11 protein-coding genes are annotated in these 16550 nt (G+C 37.0%); 2 read left to right on the forward strand and 9 right to left on the reverse strand.

What is annotated here, in order from left to right; translation table 11 throughout:
* Nucleotides 1-10 precede the first annotated feature (10 nt).
* The 4 genes from EG359_RS05820 to EG359_RS05835 all read right to left on the reverse strand — a co-directional run bounded on the left by EG359_RS05820 (nt 11) and on the right by EG359_RS05835 (nt 6613).
* Nucleotides 11-3541, reverse strand: coding sequence for a SusC/RagA family TonB-linked outer membrane protein (locus EG359_RS05820; protein ID WP_076351072.1), 3531 nt, complete (start codon nt 3539-3541; stop codon nt 11-13).
* A gap of 119 nt (nt 3542-3660) precedes the next feature.
* Entirely contained in the window at nt 3661-4839 is a 1179-nt protein-coding gene (locus EG359_RS05825) for a FecR family protein (RefSeq protein ID WP_076351070.1), read from the reverse strand.
* Between the two features lie 125 nt (nt 4840-4964).
* Entirely contained in the window at nt 4965-5909 is a 945-nt protein-coding gene (locus tag EG359_RS05830; protein WP_076351068.1) for a hypothetical protein, read from the reverse strand.
* A 119-nt stretch (nt 5910-6028) separates the two neighbouring features.
* Nucleotides 6029-6613, reverse strand: coding sequence for an RNA polymerase sigma factor (locus tag EG359_RS05835; RefSeq protein WP_076351066.1), 585 nt, complete (start codon nt 6611-6613; stop codon nt 6029-6031).
* A 206-nt stretch (nt 6614-6819) separates the two neighbouring features.
* Here EG359_RS05835 and EG359_RS05840 point away from each other — a divergent pair, with 206 nt between their 5' ends.
* Complete coding sequence (locus EG359_RS05840) at nt 6820-9306, forward strand: hypothetical protein (RefSeq protein WP_123867280.1); 2487 nt, start codon at nt 6820-6822, stop codon at nt 9304-9306.
* A 31-nt stretch (nt 9307-9337) separates the two neighbouring features.
* Here EG359_RS05840 and EG359_RS05845 read toward each other — a convergent pair whose 3' ends face one another.
* Nucleotides 9338-12400, reverse strand: a complete 3063-nt coding sequence (locus tag EG359_RS05845) for a DNA polymerase III subunit alpha (RefSeq protein WP_076351062.1) — start codon at nt 12398-12400, stop codon at nt 9338-9340.
* Between the two features lie 10 nt (nt 12401-12410).
* Nucleotides 12411-13559 carry a DNA polymerase IV gene (gene dinB / locus EG359_RS05850; RefSeq protein WP_076351060.1) on the reverse strand — a complete coding sequence of 383 codons (1149 nt, stop codon included), beginning with the start codon at nt 13557-13559 and terminating at the stop codon, nt 12411-12413.
* A gap of 77 nt (nt 13560-13636) precedes the next feature.
* Between dinB and EG359_RS05855 the strand changes: the two genes are divergently transcribed.
* On the forward strand, nt 13637-14419 hold the full coding sequence (locus tag EG359_RS05855) for an XRE family transcriptional regulator (RefSeq protein ID WP_076351058.1): 783 nt from the start codon (nt 13637-13639) through the stop codon (nt 14417-14419).
* 70 nt (nt 14420-14489) lie between these two features.
* On the opposite strand, the gene EG359_RS05860 is transcribed toward EG359_RS05855, so the two are convergent.
* The 3 genes from EG359_RS05860 to EG359_RS05870 all read right to left on the reverse strand — a co-directional run bounded on the left by EG359_RS05860 (nt 14490) and on the right by EG359_RS05870 (nt 16543).
* Nucleotides 14490-14672 carry a hypothetical protein gene (locus EG359_RS05860; protein ID WP_076351056.1) on the reverse strand — a complete coding sequence of 61 codons (183 nt, stop codon included), beginning with the start codon at nt 14670-14672 and terminating at the stop codon, nt 14490-14492.
* A 68-nt stretch (nt 14673-14740) separates the two neighbouring features.
* Nucleotides 14741-15226, reverse strand: a complete 486-nt coding sequence (locus tag EG359_RS05865) for a hypothetical protein (protein ID WP_123867281.1) — start codon at nt 15224-15226, stop codon at nt 14741-14743.
* 291 nt (nt 15227-15517) lie between these two features.
* The gene (locus tag EG359_RS05870) at nt 15518-16543 is read right to left on the reverse strand and encodes a hypothetical protein (RefSeq protein ID WP_076351052.1); all 1026 of its coding nucleotides are present in this window, start codon (nt 16541-16543) and stop codon (nt 15518-15520) included.
* Between the last annotated feature and the right edge of the window lie 7 nt (nt 16544-16550).

A 16550-nucleotide genomic window follows, 5' to 3' on the forward strand; every position in this document is an offset into this window, starting at 1 on the left:
AGTATTTTGTTTAGAGGTTACAGTTAACTCCAAAAGCGATCGTGCGTATGGGTTTTGTAGTTGGGAAATCAGGATCAAGATTTACTTTGTTCGCTTTCCAGATCATACAGACATTATTTACATAAGCAAAAAATCGCACATTTTTTAAATGTAAACTTCTGAGAATATGTGGGGATAAAGTGTAAGAAATATTGACATCTTGAAGCCGTATATGATCTCCCTTGCTTACAAGTACTTCTGAATTCCGATAAAACTGGTCCGCCACATTTACAGCAGGATAAGTAAGCGCAGGAACATTTGTCCTTGTCTCATCTCCTGGTACCTGCCACCTACTATAGTAGTCTCCATTTATACCATAATTATTATATAAAGCAGAATACATAATGGAATTTCTTCTAAAATAATATCCAAAACGATATGTTATGTTTAAAGACAGATCAATTCCTTTGTAACTAAATGAATTACGCAAAGCTCCAAAATAAGGTGCGAGCGCATTACCGTTATAAATTAAGGTATTAGCTGGATCGTTAGCTATCTGCTGAGTGATTTTTGAGTATTGTGTAGATGGTTCTCCATCTAAATATCCTCTTGCCTGTCCTGTTTGCGGATCTAGTCCGGCCCAAGGATAACTGTAAATTCCAAACAGAGACCGGCCCTCGACGGGATTATATGAATTGGTAACTCTACCTACACTATTATCTGTAAGAAAATTCGTGAGTGTTATAGATCTTTTGTACTTCGTTACAATATCTTTCGCATAAGAAAAAATCGCTGTCGTTTTCCAGCTAAAGTCCCTACTTTGAATATTAATAGAATTCAGTTCTATATCAACACCTTTGCCATCCATATTGGCAAGATTACCCCTAAATGATGTAAAACCAGTTGTTGGATCAATATCCCCATTACCGATTAGATCAGTTCCTTTGCGATTAAAATATTCTATACTTCCTGAAAGTCTATTGTTTTGCGAAGTGAAATCAATACCGATATTAAACATTCGGTTTCGCTCCCAACGTAATTCATTGTTCGGAGGGGTTACTAAATCAGCGGCAGGCAAACCATTCTCAGGATTTTTTGTCAAACGTGCTGTTGTATAAGCTGTGGTTGTACGGTCAATATTCCCACTATATCCAAAAGTAGATCTTAGGCTCAGTTCCCTTAACCAATCAAAATTGTAAAAGCTCTCTTTATTAATATTCCATTTAAAACCAGTTGACCATAAAGGCACCGATTTTTGATTAGTATTGACCCCGAAAAGATTAGACTGGTCAATTCTTGCGCTAGCTGAGATTACGTATCGTAAATCATAATTATATGCTCCATTGACATAATAAGATCGAATTCGATCCAAAGTACCTGAGAAGTTATCATTTGTAGGAATGGTAGCTGTAGTTCCTTTTCCATATAAGGAAAAGCGTGTCAGGTAATCAACTAAGACACTTGAACCGACATTGGGATCAAAGCCATACAGTCTGGAGCTTATACTGTTTGCCTTTGTTTCTCTAACCTCAAATCCTGCGATAGCATTTACCTGATGTTTATTCCATTTTTGATCAAAGTTCAATTGAAAACGCCCATTTAAAGCATGTAGTTCGTTGTTTGTGTTATCTAGCCGGCCACCCACTGGGATATTACGGGTCATAATACCATTATTAATTGTAGTATACTTATTAATTTGGTCACGCATAACATAACTATCCTGATCATAGAAGTTCCTACGCCTACCTATTTGATTTTCGTACTGGAAACGAACTTCCGCTGACAATGATGGTATTATTAAATATTTAAGAGCAGCATTTAACCGCATTTCAGATTGCTTCAACTTATTATTTTGTAATTGTAATTCCTCCAATGGAACAAAATCCCAATTAAGCAGTCCTGCTGAAAGGGCTTTTTGTTTGAGCACAGTACTATGATCTTTAATGACTACTGCTGGATTACCATTATCATCAACCAATCTTGCATACGGATACATTAATTCAGTTCCCATATTATTTAACATTGAAACAACATTGGAAGTGGTCTGAATATTTTGATTGTAACTCAAACCTGCTGTAATTTCAAGCCGATCAATTGGTCTAAATGTTTGATTACTATTGAGGCTTATTCTATTAAAACCCTCCCCTTTTTCTGAATTATTATTTTTATCAAATCCTGACGAAAAGTAATAACTATATTTTTTTGAACCACCGCTGATATTCAAAGCATACTGCTGTTTAACACTTTGCTGGTATAGATATTTGTTCATATCATCCCGTAAATCATGTTTCCTTAGCGCATCTATCCTTGATGTAGCTTCGTCCGCTGTAAGCAATCCATTTTTCTGGTCATTAAGAATACTCACAACAGGAGAATAAGGTCTATTTGATGCCGTATTGCTAATAATTGTATTGTAATACCCTTTCTCAAATAGCATCTTTTCGATATCTATGAAATCAGTAGATGCGATCTTAGGCAAATAATAAAGATCAGGCTTCTGCCCTTTTGTGACATTAGAGGTAAAACCTATATTCATCGGCTGGTCTGCTCGTCCCTTTTTAGTTTTAATGACGATCACACCATTACCAGCACGAACTCCCCAGATTGAAGCGGCAGCAGCATCTTTCAAAATATCAATATCCTCAATATCATTCGGATTGATATTGTTGATATCGCCCTCATAAGGAAAATTATCAACAACAATCAGTGGTTGATCGTTACCAAAGATCGTAGCCTGTCCCCTGATGGTTAGCTTCGGGCTTCCTGAACGCTCATCAAATAGAATGGACGGCGCTATCCCTTTCAGCCTGCTGATCACATCAGTTGAAACCTGACGGTTGAATGTCGAATTATCGACCTTGGAAAAAGACCCCGTTGCTCTTTCCTTTGGAATAGATTGATACCCACTGGCAACAACGGATACCTCATCGATGACATTGCTATTTGTTATCAATGTTATCCGGTCAATGTATTTTGCTGATACCGACAATGGTGCATAGCCTAAAAAGCTGATCTTTAGCTCAGATTCTGCATACTCCGAAGGCAATTCAAAATTACCGTTGTTATCGGAGTTCGTTACAAAATTGCTGCCCTTAACTTGAATGGTTGCGCCAGCTAATGGATTGCCCTTTTCATCGACGATCTTTCCTTTTATTGTTTCCTTTTTTTTTGAATTGGTAGTATTCGGTGCTCTTCGCTCCTGCAATATGATGATGCCATCCGCAATTTCAAATGCGATCGGTTGGTTTGCAAAGAGTGTTCGTAATGTCTCTTCTAACGAAGCATTTTTCAGGTTTACAGTAATGGGGCCAACTTTTTTCAGTAGTTCCTCATTGTAAACAAAATCATATTTTGTCGCTTTCCGAATTTCTGAAATTGCTTTTGACAAGGGCGCTTTCTGCAAGGAAAGGCTAATCTGTTGAGCCTGTAAAGCTGTACCGCTGGCAAGTAGTATAAAGAGCGTTGCACTCTTTATACCATTGCGCAGAAGTTTTCTCCTGTGGGAAAACAGATCCACCCACGGCGGAATGTTTTTCTTGTTGGAAAAATCATGTTTTTTCATAGATTTGTGTAGGGTTAAAAAGTAATTTTCGTTGCTGGAAATTTATGATGTAGACCCGATCGCCGGAGTGCGCTAACACTCCGGCATATTTTCAGGCCAACATATGAAACTATAAATTCTTATTTCTGAATTTCAATCCTCCTTCCTTTCGTTAGGTTGATCTGTAAATCTGTAATTTTTTCAAGTGCATATAACACACTGGAGAGTTTCTTATCTCTTGAAATGGTTCCGTTAACCTTGATATTTGGAATATTGTTGTAATCAACATCAACATCATACCACCGTTCAATTTGTCTCAGGACTTCCTGCAAAGCGGCTCCTTTAAACTGAAACTCATTTGAAGTCCATGCTATAAAAGGTTCGGTATCTACGGAATTGATGGCAAAACCGTCATTAACGAGCTTAGCTTGCTGGCCGGGAGCAAGTATCACAGTTGCCTTGTCACGGGTACTTAACAATTCAACTCGTCCGCTGACTAACGTTGTTCTGACAGCAGGTTCATTGGAATAACTGTTGATATTAAACTGAGTTCCAAGTACCTTCACCTGCTGCCCATTAGAAGCAACAATAAAAGGCTTTGATTTATCATGTGCCACATCGAAAAAGCCTTCCCCTTGCAATTCAACATACCTGTCTTTATCAGTGAACTTTGTAGGATAACGTAAAGAAGACTCGGCATTTAGCCAGACTTTAGTGCCATCGGGAAGCGTTATCTTATACTGTCCCTTACGTGGCGTAATGAGTGTCGCAAACTGTACCTTACTTACTGAAATGCTGGTGCCATCCATATAGGAAGTGCCCTGCTCATCTACTTTTATAGCTTTCTTATCCCCTGCGAGCGAAAGAACTTTCCCATCTTCAAATGTTAGCGTTGCTTTATCACTCCCCGGAAGAATATCTCCCGATATGGTAGTTGTTGCGACTTCTGTCGATAAAATCTTGTCTGACTGATAAAATTTATAAAGCCATACTGAAATGGAAATTGTGAAAAGCACCGCTGCTGCTGTCACCAGTCTGAACCAGATGCTCGCTGGCTTTGGCTTGTCAAGTATTTTATTGAATCTTGCAAGTTCATCGTTGGTTGTAGTACCTGATTCTTTCAGTTCGACAAGATCACTAGCCAAACGGTGTTGATCCAACAGCTGTTGGAAAACTGCCCGATTGGATTCACTTTCTTCTATCCAGTCTTCAAGGAACTCCCTATCCCAATAGGGAAGTTTTTGTCCTTTAATATACTTATGAAGTAATTCCGTGATCTCAAATCCGTCGAACAACTCTTCTTCTTTCATGTCTCGCATTTAGTATAGAAACGGGAAACATATAGGGCTTGTCCAAAAGAAAATGAAAAAAATATAAAAAAATAGCACAGCAGTTTGCACCTACCGTTGTGAATACAAAAAATGCTTACAATAACATTTAATAGTTAACCAAGATAATCTATATATTCATCAAATGTTAAAATAGATAGATTGGCATTTGTCTCCCTGCCAACTTTCAACATTGCCTTATCAGAGGTTACAAAATACAATTTATCATTTTGGATCTTATGGTCTCCAACATTTAACATCAATTGGGTATCCCACCAAAAATTACTTCTATCCTTTTCAAACATATTAAACTTGCTGTTTATTATATTTTCATACACTGACTTATATAACGCAATATACTCTGGAAAATTGGTCACAAATTTATCACAGAACAATATCCACTGATCTTCATCTGGCTTTACCAAACCAGGATGTTCTAAAGCATAATAATCAAATAACGGTTCTATATAATCTCTTGCTAAAATAAGCGAAAACTTATCCGATCGGATATTATTTAAAAGTTTCTTCCGCTTGCTTTGATCATCAGCAAAAACAGCCCAATTTTCCATTGCCGGATCATAATATTTCAGTGTATTCAAAAATGATTCAGCATATATCCGTTCTGCACATTCAACAAATTCTTTGTTTCTCTTAAGGTTATCTGCAAAACGGTCAAACATTTCATTTGTGGGAGATTTAGCCAACCCATTTACAATCTCATAGTATGCATTGCTCGTTTGCACTTTCTTCTCACTTGATAGCCCAAATATATATCTGGCGACAAGCATTTCTGGCCTCGCTAACATTCTAGAAAATCCATTATCAAAACAATGCAGATACATTGCCTTAATTGCATTTAAAGATTTTTGAAATAAACTGCTCCCATTCCTGTTTGCGACGTGAGCCAAAAGTTCTTGTATGACAATCGGACTAATAGATGCTTCCAGGTTATTTTTCTTTTCCTTCTCTCGAATCCCAGCTATGTAGTTATCTAGTTCATCAAAACTTAAATCTTTAATTAGATATCTATATGCATTAGTATCAAAAACTACTCTTTCCATTTATTATAGTTTGAAATCATACTTCTCAGGTAAGAGAAATTAGCGATTAAAACTCTAAAAATACAGATATTTACTCAAAGAATTACATTTATAACAGTGCGAAAAAAGGTAATGTCAAATTAAATATAAAAAAGCAGAAGTACCATACCTTTATTTGAAAGGGTCTTTTTTAGTATTGAAATGGCACGTGCTTTTTGGCTGTTGACAGTGCTGATACTGATATTAAGTTCCTCGGAAATCTCTTTTGGTGTAGCTCCACTCATCAGTTTTTGCATAATGTTCCGACATTGTTCCGGAAGAAGGTCTATCGATTCGCTTAGTTCACGAAGTACTTCAGTATGGATTATCTTGCTCAGGATATTCTCCTCCTCAAATTCCTCGAATTCGTTTGTAAGCTTTTCAAGCCTTTTTAATCGAACTTTCTCTTTTTCAATAACGTCTAAACACTTGTTCTTTGTGGATATATAGAGAAATGCTTTAATGCTCGCATAACTCTTAAAGGTTTCCCTTAGCTCAAAAGTTTTAAGCATAACATCCAGAACGACTTCCTGTGCATTCCCTTGATCAAAATTTATAAGTAGTCTATTGGCAAAAAAGATTAATGCCGGGTGATAGAGCTGGAAAATCGTATCCATTGCTCTCCTATCACCGCTTTGAAACCTTGTTAGCAGTGCCTTTTCTTCGATCTCATGTCTGGATGTCATAATAAGGCTATTGATAGAAGAGTAAAGTTAAGTAATAATTATTTCAAAAAAGAAATCGTCAACTTTCCAAAAAAATAAAATTTGTCCTCTGCTACGAAGAAGAAGGTTACAAAAGTGCATAAAAACAGTTAAATTTGTATCCTTAGCCGAGGAAAATCTAAGCATCTTGATTGCGATTTCCTGACTGTAATAAAGCCTATTTCAATATGGATAAAATAAAAGTTAATGACTTCAATCAGAAACTTACTGATGAACGACTTCACAATCATAATAGACACGAGAATGAACTGAAAGGTTTATATAGGGAGATTATTTCCAGTATGGCTACAGACTACTCTGAGTACCGGAACCATATACCGGCTTTTTTACAAAGTTTAGAAAATAATAGTGAAAATTCAGTTCCATATTCGATTGACCTATTCTTTGCTCTATATGATAAACTTTTGTTTTCGAAGAATTTTCGTCCATTTGATCTTTCCGTAATGGATTATAAGCCAGATGATCATACCCTTGAGATGATGGAGCCGATTTTAGAAGCTTCCTTCCAAAAGAAAAACAAACAAAGGTTGTCTGAAAATAATTTCGATATTTCAACACTATCCGATGATAATAAAAAAAGGATGGCTACTTTGGTTATCCATAAATTACAAAATGATGCGAAACAGTTAAATTGGAATGAAGATCTAGTTTTCTCCAATATATCTCTTTCAGGTTTCTTGCGTCAAATATTGTTGTCGCTAGATAATGCTGAGTTATTTTATCATACTGTGGGATTAATAGTTGATAGGCTTAGCTCATCAGAGCATTACCAACCCGGACGCGATTTTACAGAAGAAGTTTTATTATCATCATATAAAGATGGTATTCCTGAAGTAGGCTACTTCAATTCGTTCCGAATGTACTCCAATGTAGGGAGCATTCATGCTTCGTTAATTTATATTAATCTTTGTTTAGCCTGTATTCTGAAAAAGAAACCGCCTTACTCCGAAAGGTTAATAAGGGAAATTATTTGGCAAGCCTTAAAATTTTTTAGAAACGTTAGACTCCCTCAATTTGCAATCCAAATATATAGGGAAATACCTGTCGAAATCAACTTTCCACCTTATGAAAGGAGATCCTTGGATCACGGCTATTTCACTTGCTTATTGATGTTGGATGATCCTCTATTGCCATCACAATTATTGGACTATTTGCGTCAAGAAAGAGAAAGCATTTTGGCTGGTGGAATTAATGATGCGATGCCATGGCTTGTGACTTTATACAACATAAAAAGAATTTATCCAGATGCAGATTTCACTCCCAATGGATTAGGTTTTTTCCTTACAACTTTTGAAATGATAGTTCCCGCAGATTATGTAAAAAAATACAAGGATATCATCGAAGCTGATACAGAAGATTTGAAAAAGCATTTAAAGGAATCTCTTGTTAAATTAAATGAAACCAGAAATACAGCAGATTTTGTTTATGATAACAAAAGTGCCATCATGATTTCAAATCGCCTTATTGACTATAGTACGAAAAACAAAGACTCCTCTGCTTTCCTATTATCAATGGTTCTAAAATCAGATTACAGTATCTTGTTTCAAGAAAAAAAATCCGAAGAACTCGTGCAATTAATTTTGCCGGAAGTAAATGTTGATGAAATAGAAATGCTTTACGATAATTCTGAAGAATTTTTACAAGAATTATCACTTAATCCCGGGGTTGCAATGTGCTGGCTGGCCTGCGCAGAAGAAAAGTTATCTCAGCTTCAGTTATTCAACGATGTATTCTCTTTTCATTTACATGAAGACTGGAAATATGATTTATATAAAAAATTGCTCGATAGTGACTATTTTGTTGATCTTAAATTTGATGATACCGTAAAAGAGAATCGAGGGGTACGACAGATATCCCCGGAGGAGTATGCGAATGAAGAAGCTAGGATTATCAGGAGGCTGAGTATAGGCAAATTGTCGGTCCATGATAACGCTAATGCACTATATATTGTAAAAGACATGGAGTTGTCAAAATTTCCTCACAACTTATTTTTAAACAGCGATGGAGATTTTATTGCGAAACATATTCCTGTTACCAATGTCCTTTCGACAGAATGGCTATTAGAAACACATCAAACCAGCCCATTACCATCTGATTACAAAAAATCTATTTGGATTCCCATAGATAGTGGGGACTATCCGCTGAGCTACCTATTTGGAAATATAGAAAATACGCTACAAGAATACTCTTTTAATGTTCATCAAGAAATGAAATTAAACGAACCTTTGTCTGCTGATATCAATATTGTATGCTCTCATGGCGCTAAAAACATTTCTGAGACTCAGATCGTATCTCAGGAAGATCACCTTACTTATGACTTAAATACGGTTATTGGAAAAGGAAGAATTTTAATCTTCTTTGTTTGTCATTCCGGCTCAATGAAAACAGAATTTTTTAGAAACAACGTAACCTCATTGGTTAAGCGTTTTATTGCCCAAGGGTATGATGCTGTTATTGCTCCATGTTGGGCACTTGATGTTACAGTTCCACGATACTGGCTTCCCGAATTTTTAAAGTCATTTGAAGAAGGTCAAACTATATCACAAGCAACATATAATGCAAACAGGAAAGTAAATGAACGATACCCTACCCCAGCAGCCTGGGCCTGTCTGCACTTATATGGAAACCCGAACTTAATAAAAGATATCAAATAATTTGAATTACTATTGATCAGAGATTGTTGAATCATAATAGTTTATTATTAAAACTCACTCTTGGCAATCCAATCTCATGTTCTCGAGGATATGGAGCTCGAAAAGTCATACTCACATCTTCTTTCATTCGTTGTTGCGCTTCATATTTCTTTTCCTCATCGTGGGAATATCGTGGATCAGGAATAAATGGCATCTTTGCCATTTTAGTTATTGTAATCGTAGGAAAATGAAAGTCTACTTCTACCACCCCTAAAAGTAAATAGCATCCCCCACCCTGAAAAGGATACTTTTCTAGGCAATCCGGGAAATGTGCCGTATCAAAATAATTTCCATTGACATCGACCCAGGTTCCAAAATACATTGTTCCCCTTTTCGTCGGAACATGTTTTCTAGAAATCAAATAGGCTAGCATTTTAACTTGCTTCTTATGATATTGAACAAGCTCATTTGCCATCACTGTCCCCCTGTACTTGGTCTTTAATAGATCAAAAGGTGTACAGGACACTGGAAAACTTAAAATTTCTATCTCATCAAAAGCATCTTCAAAGATGTTTCTTTTCAGTTCCGGAAATTTAAATTCCTTCACAGGCTCTTCAAACAATGTTTCAAACCGATGTTTTGGTTTAAAGTCTCCAAGCAGTACCCTTGCTTTTAATAATAATTCATTCTTAGGAACTCCGCAAAATCGAAAAGCACCAATAAATATCAATATCTGCAACGTTTCTATGCCAATAGGTATTCGTTTGATAAAGTCTTCCATGGATTTGTATTGTCCATTCCTTCTCCTGTCTTCGGGAATCAATTGTCCAAGTTTTGATTCCACTTTTTCAAGATGCATAAATCCCAAATAGATCTCATCTCCATAAATCGTAGCTTGGTGCTCACTCCTGTTTACACATGGATTCATAATCTTTCCACCAGACATCCTTGCTTCATGAACATACACTTCCGTCCGGTAAAAACCACCCATATTATTGATAACTGACACCATAAATTCCAACGGATAGTATACTTTCAGATATAAACTCTGATAACTTTCTACAGCGTAAGATGCAGAATGTGCCTTGCAAAATGAGTAGCCTGCAAATGATTCAATCTGTCGGTAAATCTCTGTACTCAGTTCTTGCGGGTGTCCCTGTTGTCTGCAAGATGCAAAAAAATCGTCTTTTACTTTTTGCAGTGCCGAAAGTGACCTACCTTTTCCGCTCATTGCCCTTCTGAGAATATCACCATCCGCTGCGGATACTCCCCCATAATGCAGCGCAATCTTAATAACATCTTCTTGATACACCATGATGCCGTACGTATCTCCGAGTTGCTCTTCAAAAACTTTATGGAAATATTCAAACTTATCTGGATTGTTGTGCCGAAAGATATATTCCCGCATCATGCCGCTCTGAGCCACTCCTGGACGTATAATCGACGATGCTGCCACCAGCACTTTATAGTTGTCACATTTTAACCTTCGCAGCAGCCCGCGCATCGCTGGACTTTCGATATAAAAACAACCTATTGTCCTTCCCTGGCTTAAAAACTCATTGCATTTTCCTTCATCCTTGGAAATGTTAGTGTCTTTGATGTTTACCTTAATTCCTCTTTTCTCTTCCAGAAGCCTAACTGTATCATTGATTGTACCCAGCCCCCGCTGGGATAGGATATCGAATTTCTCAAATCCAATTTCCTCTGCCACATGCATATCCCATTGCACGATCGGAAATCCCTTGGGCGGCATTTCCAGTGCAGTAAAATTTGTCAGGGGTTCTTCAGAAATAATAATCCCACAAGAATGCATGGAACGCTGATTTGGAAACTTTTCTAAGAGTTTTCCATATTTCTGAACTTGCTGTACTATCTCATCTCGAAATACTCTTTCAGGATATTTCGACAATTCATCGAGTTCCTCTTTCGGTAAACCAAACACCTTCCCTACCTCCCGGATAATAGATCGGCACTTAAACTCAACATTCGTCCCACAGAACGCAACGTAATCTTTGCCGTAACGGTCGAAGATATACTCCAATATAGTATCCCGATCCTGCCAGCTCCAATCGATATCAAAGTCCGGTGGGCTTTTTCGGTTCTCATTTAAAAACCGCTCAAAGTAGAGATCGAGTTCCAAGGGGCAGATATCGGTAATACCCAAACAGTAAGCGACAATACTATTTGCACCGCTGCCCCTACCAACATGCATAAAACCCACACTATTACTATACCTGATAATATCCCATGTGATCAGGAAATATCCACTGAAATTAAGTTCATCAATAACTTTCAATTCCTTTTCGATCCGCTGTTTTGCCTGTGTGTGACTTTTCCCATAACGTCTTTCCAGTCCAGTAAAAGCTAACCGTGTTAAAAGCCGCAGGTCATCTTTCTTAGAACCTGTATAAAATTTTCTATTGCGTGGTGTTTCGAATTCAAAGTCAAAACCGCACTCCGAAAGAATTACAGTTGTATTCTGGATAATTTGCGGATAATTCCGGTAGGCATTTAAAATTACTTTTGGAGATTTTAAATACGCTGTTTTCGAGCAAATTTCGCTTTCTGGTAATTTAGAAAGCAACATATTATTATCAATAGCCCTCAAAATCCGGTGCAGATTGAATTCTTTCTTCGTGCTGAAAGTCACAGGGTGTAATATGACCATTTTGGGAATCAACCTTTGATATTCTTTGCGGATCAACATATTTAGCTCTTCCTCCTGAATTCCAATATATTCATTATCATTAAGCTGTTCAGGTCTGTGAGCATTCAGTGGATAAATGATAAAACAGTGTTCAAAATCAGGTCGCTCAGGTAGATCGATACCATCACAATTATAAGATGTTAGAGCCCGATTTACCTCCCCTATCCCGGTAAACTCTTTTGCAATGACAATATAGAGCAATTCACTCCCCTTACGTATCTCAACACCAACAATAGGCTTTATTCCTTTCCCTTCACATTTTTTCTTAAATTCATAAATGCCCGTAATCGTATTGATATCAGTAAGAACAAGCTCTTTAATACCCATTGCGGCTGCCTGGCATACAAGATCGTCAATGGATAACGTTCCATAACGTAAGCTGTGATAGGAATGGCAGTTCAAATACATAGTTGAGAAATTAGCGTGAAAAATTAAAACCCACGGCCCTGCCGACCGCATCTTTTCCGAAACGATTCTTAATATTGTCCATTGCCTGATACAAGCTGATGAGCTCAGCATTATCCTCAAATAAATTCATCTGATAACTACCGTGGACAAGATCAGTAAATCTTAACCCCACTAAACGGAGACGCATCCTTCGCACATATACTTTATCGAAAAGTTCAAGCGCAACTCTTGCCAAAGTGTGATCAGATGATGTATAGCTTACACGGCTCTGTTTGGTTTCGGTGTCAAAGTTTGAATACCTGATCTTAATTACTACAGTCGCTGTCAACCACTTTTCTTGGCGAAGTTGATGGGCCAACAGTTCAGCCATTCCCGAAATAATACTTCTAATTTCATACACATCCATCGTATCGCTATTAAAGGTTCTTTCTTTCGAGATTGATTTTCTCTCTGAATATGCTATGACAGGAGTTTCATCAATTCCATTGGCTTTCTTCCAAAGATCAACACCATTCTTTCCGATCATCTGTTGAAGCACCTCAACCGGCATTTCTGATAACGTGCCTATAGTCCTTATTCCAACTCTTGAAAATAGTTGAAAAGTTGCATTCCCTACCGTAGGCATCTTTTTGATCGACAAAGGGTTTAAAAATGAATGAACGCCTACTGAAGGTATCTCACGATGACCGTGAGGTTTGGATTCCCCCGTACCAATTTTGCTCACTGTTTTATTTATTGACAACGCATAACTGATCGGAAGTCCTGTTTCTTTTTCAATTCTGGCACCTAACTCATTCGTCCATTTATATGCCCCAAAAAATTTATCCATACCGGTAAGGTCAAGATAAAACTCATCGATGGAAGCTTTCTCCATTACCGGTGCGCTTTCTTCAATAACTTCTGTAACAGTATGGGACATCTTACTGTACAATTCCATATCGCCCTTCACTACTTTAGCCTGTGGGCAAAGGCGTAGCGCCATTTTCATTGGCATGGCGGATCTAACGCCGAAAGTTCTTGCTTCATAACTACAGGAAGAAACCACACCGCGGTCTCCTCCACCAATAATCAATGGGATACCATTAAGCTGTGAGTTTACAAGCCGCTCGCAGGAAACAAAGAAGGTATCTAAATCCATATGTACGATAGACCGATTCATTTTTACTAAATTATTTAGCAAAATTGAGAAGATTTATCACAATTTATATTACTTTTGTTGTGATAAATTGTCACAAAATGTCAACACTCTCTATTCTAGCGGATAACATAAGGTATTTGCGACTTAAACAGGCACCTAATCTCTCACAGGAAAAAATTGCTGAGAAATTGATGATTTCCAGAGACTCATACGCAAAATATGAGACTGCGAAATACACTCCTCCTCTGGATGTATTGTTAGCTATTTCCCGCTATTATCATATCAGTACAGATCTATTATTGACTGTTGACCTAAGAAAATATAAACTGGAAGAAATGCTCAATCTGCCGGATAACAGAATACTGCTTCCTATTAAGACGGACTCATTAGGGGAAAACAAGATAGAAATAGTTCCTTACAAAGCTAAAATGGGCTATCTTAAAGGATATGCAGATCCTGAATACATCGAGGGGTTACAGACAATGTCTCTTCCATTTCTAAGAAATGGTAAGTATAGGGCTTTTCCCGCAGAAGGCGATTCTATGCCCCCTTACAAAGATGGCACGTATGTTATTGGAGAATACGTAGAGCGTATTAGTGATATAAAATTAGGTAAAGTTTATCTCCTTATCACACGCACCGATTTTATATTTAAGCGGATAGAAAGCATAAATAAAAAGTCCATCACTGTGAAATCAAATGAAAGCTTCTATGAAAACTATGAAATTCCTTTTTCTGACTTATGGGAAATCTGGCAACATGCTGGAAGCTATTCACCCCAGGAACTTGAGATTATCGACTTTGCAAGCGAAGATGTAAAATCAATGCTATTGCAATTGATGCAGGAAATAAAGGAATTAAAGGCAGCTATAAAGAATTGAGTGAATTTAGGAAAACAATCGAGAGGCTATCACCTTAGGAGACTCCCGATTGTTTTGAAGATAACTGTTGCTATTCAGATTCATATTTAACCCAGGCACAGCCTGAAATATAAACTGCAAATTCGGTATCCCCAATGTGGCAGATCGTGAACTCGTCTTCCCTATCCGTATTGAATTTTTTAGTAAATTCTACACCCCCAAAAATAAACTTTTTATTCTCTGGGAGCGATCCTAGCGTTATTTCTTTCGTCATTATCCCAAAAATAATAAACAAAACACAGAGATTTTACGGTTTACCGTAATTCTTTGAAATAATCAGATTTATATTTTGATCAGCTTTGATATAAAAGAAATATCCGAACTTTTAACAATGACCCTAACGCCAGAAGGATATTCAATCATGACTGGAGTTTCAGCATAGTTAGAATCTCCTTCCACTGCATTCCCATTCATTAATTCATTTCTCACAATCTCAAGTGTATGACTTTGCGGCGAAATTGGCTCATGAAAGGTTTCAGGGGCTTTCACTTGAACAGATAACATCGAATCGGATACACCATGTTGTTCCAGATATGGATTGATCGGTTTTCCAGTTTCCTTATGCTTTAAATACGCAAAATAGCTATATGGACGTGGTGTAAAATTCAAAAGCCAGGCAGCCATTTCTATAGCTAGTTCAGAAGTATTCTTGTCCTTTTTCAGAAAGTAAATTAAAGGCTTAAATTTTGCCGGATTAATCATTTTAACTTCCAAAAGCGAAACCTCGTCCTTCATCGACTTATCCATGAAATTTTTGAGTGTACGCATATCGTAATGGTTCGAAATTTCCATGTAGCTCATAATACACTCATTTCTAACCTTCGCTGGAGATAAGTACAGCATATTATTTGAAATTATCCCTTGTTCTTTGAGCATCAAATAATGGTTTCTTACAGCATCTCTATATTCATTCGTCATAATTTAAATTATTTATATGTCCTAACTATGATTTAAAGTTCATAATTTTTGGCATAATTTAATAATTCCGGACTGCTATAAAACTATAATATCTTTTGTTAAAGGGAAATTTATTTGAGTACACTTAAAAACTAAACCGAACTAATGGGACAACCTAGTGTCTTCATATTTTTTTCGTTCAGTTTTTAAAGAAACCAACCATTCCAAATACATTCCTTCAGGCATATTTCGATAACCTATTTCATGAATATGCTTATATTCTTTGTTCAACAAAGAAAGCAATTCTTTTGCTTTTGGTTCAGTAGCAACTAGTTTTTGATATTGCTCCTTATGCGTTTCAGCTTTTAAAATCAATGCGGTCACTAAATAGGGATAAACCTGCAAAGCTCTTTCAGCACATTTCAGGGCGAAGTTTCCATCATTTTCGGGAAAAGATCTCTTGTAGCCATTGGCAAGATCCACCAAACATAGGGCAAGACTTTCATGATCAGTTAAAGCCTTCATATAAACACCGTTCTGTATCGCATCCAAGTGTATAAATCCCGACGCCATAAGCCATGCATCCTGTGGGAAGACTCCACTCGTCAGTTCCGTATTGTACCAACCTATTGACTTTATATTATGCTTAATATAGATGTGGTTTGGAGCCAGCGCCAGACTCGCATCAGCACCAATCTCTTCTGCAAGTATTTTATATAGGTATGGTAGAGAATTACAGTTACCTTTCTGCGTATTGACCAGTTTGGAAACAAAAAGGTTTGTTAGCTCTTTATGACCAAATACGTCATTAAAATCATAGGAAAAGGGTTTATAATGAAGCGTATCCTTATTTATAACAATCGGTGTTTCTTGGCAGATAATTGAAAATATAGCGGCATATTTACTCACAGCTACTTTATCATTTCCGTCATAGGTCAAGTCTCTACTCGCTATAATTTTTTTTGCAAAATTGGCCATGAATTTTATTTTCCGGTTTACTTCGACGGTATCTAGCTTACCTTGATAATAAGCATCTTCAACACTTAGCACAGCAGTTTTAAAACTATAAGCCTGTTTATCAACCAACATATTATTTATCGTCTGAAAAGCATCATCGTAAAACTTATTTTGTTGCGCCTTGGCAAAATTGGTTATTGAAAGAACTAGGGTAATAATAAAGTATTTCATAATTTGG

Source organism: Chryseobacterium joostei (genome assembly GCF_003815775.1).
Classification (GTDB): Bacteria; Bacteroidota; Bacteroidia; order Flavobacteriales; family Weeksellaceae; genus Chryseobacterium; species Chryseobacterium joostei.

Excerpts from the sequence above, each read along its gene's own strand:
- EG359_RS05835 (WP_076351066.1), bottom strand. The coding sequence starts at position 6,613 with ATGACATCCAGACATGAGATCGAAGAAAAGGCACTGCTAACAAGGTTT.
- EG359_RS05845 (WP_076351062.1), bottom strand. The coding sequence starts at position 12,400 with ATGTATTTGAACTGCCATTCCTATCACAGCTTACGTTATGGAACGTTA.
- EG359_RS05840 (WP_123867280.1), top strand. The coding sequence starts at position 6,820 with ATGGATAAAATAAAAGTTAATGACTTCAATCAGAAACTTACTGATGAA.
- EG359_RS05825 (WP_076351070.1), bottom strand. The coding sequence starts at position 4,839 with ATGCGAGACATGAAAGAAGAAGAGTTGTTCGACGGATTTGAGATCACG.
- EG359_RS05820 (WP_076351072.1), bottom strand. The coding sequence starts at position 3,541 with ATGAAAAAACATGATTTTTCCAACAAGAAAAACATTCCGCCGTGGGTG.
- dinB (WP_076351060.1), bottom strand. The coding sequence starts at position 13,559 with ATGAATCGGTCTATCGTACATATGGATTTAGATACCTTCTTTGTTTCC.
- EG359_RS05870 (WP_076351052.1), bottom strand. The coding sequence starts at position 16,543 with ATGAAATACTTTATTATTACCCTAGTTCTTTCAATAACCAATTTTGCC.
- EG359_RS05865 (WP_123867281.1), bottom strand. The coding sequence starts at position 15,226 with ATGCGTACACTCAAAAATTTCATGGATAAGTCGATGAAGGACGAGGTT.
- EG359_RS05855 (WP_076351058.1), top strand. The coding sequence starts at position 13,637 with ATGTCAACACTCTCTATTCTAGCGGATAACATAAGGTATTTGCGACTT.
- EG359_RS05830 (WP_076351068.1), bottom strand. The coding sequence starts at position 5,909 with ATGGAAAGAGTAGTTTTTGATACTAATGCATATAGATATCTAATTAAA.
- EG359_RS05860 (WP_076351056.1), bottom strand. The coding sequence starts at position 14,672 with ATGACGAAAGAAATAACGCTAGGATCGCTCCCAGAGAATAAAAAGTTT.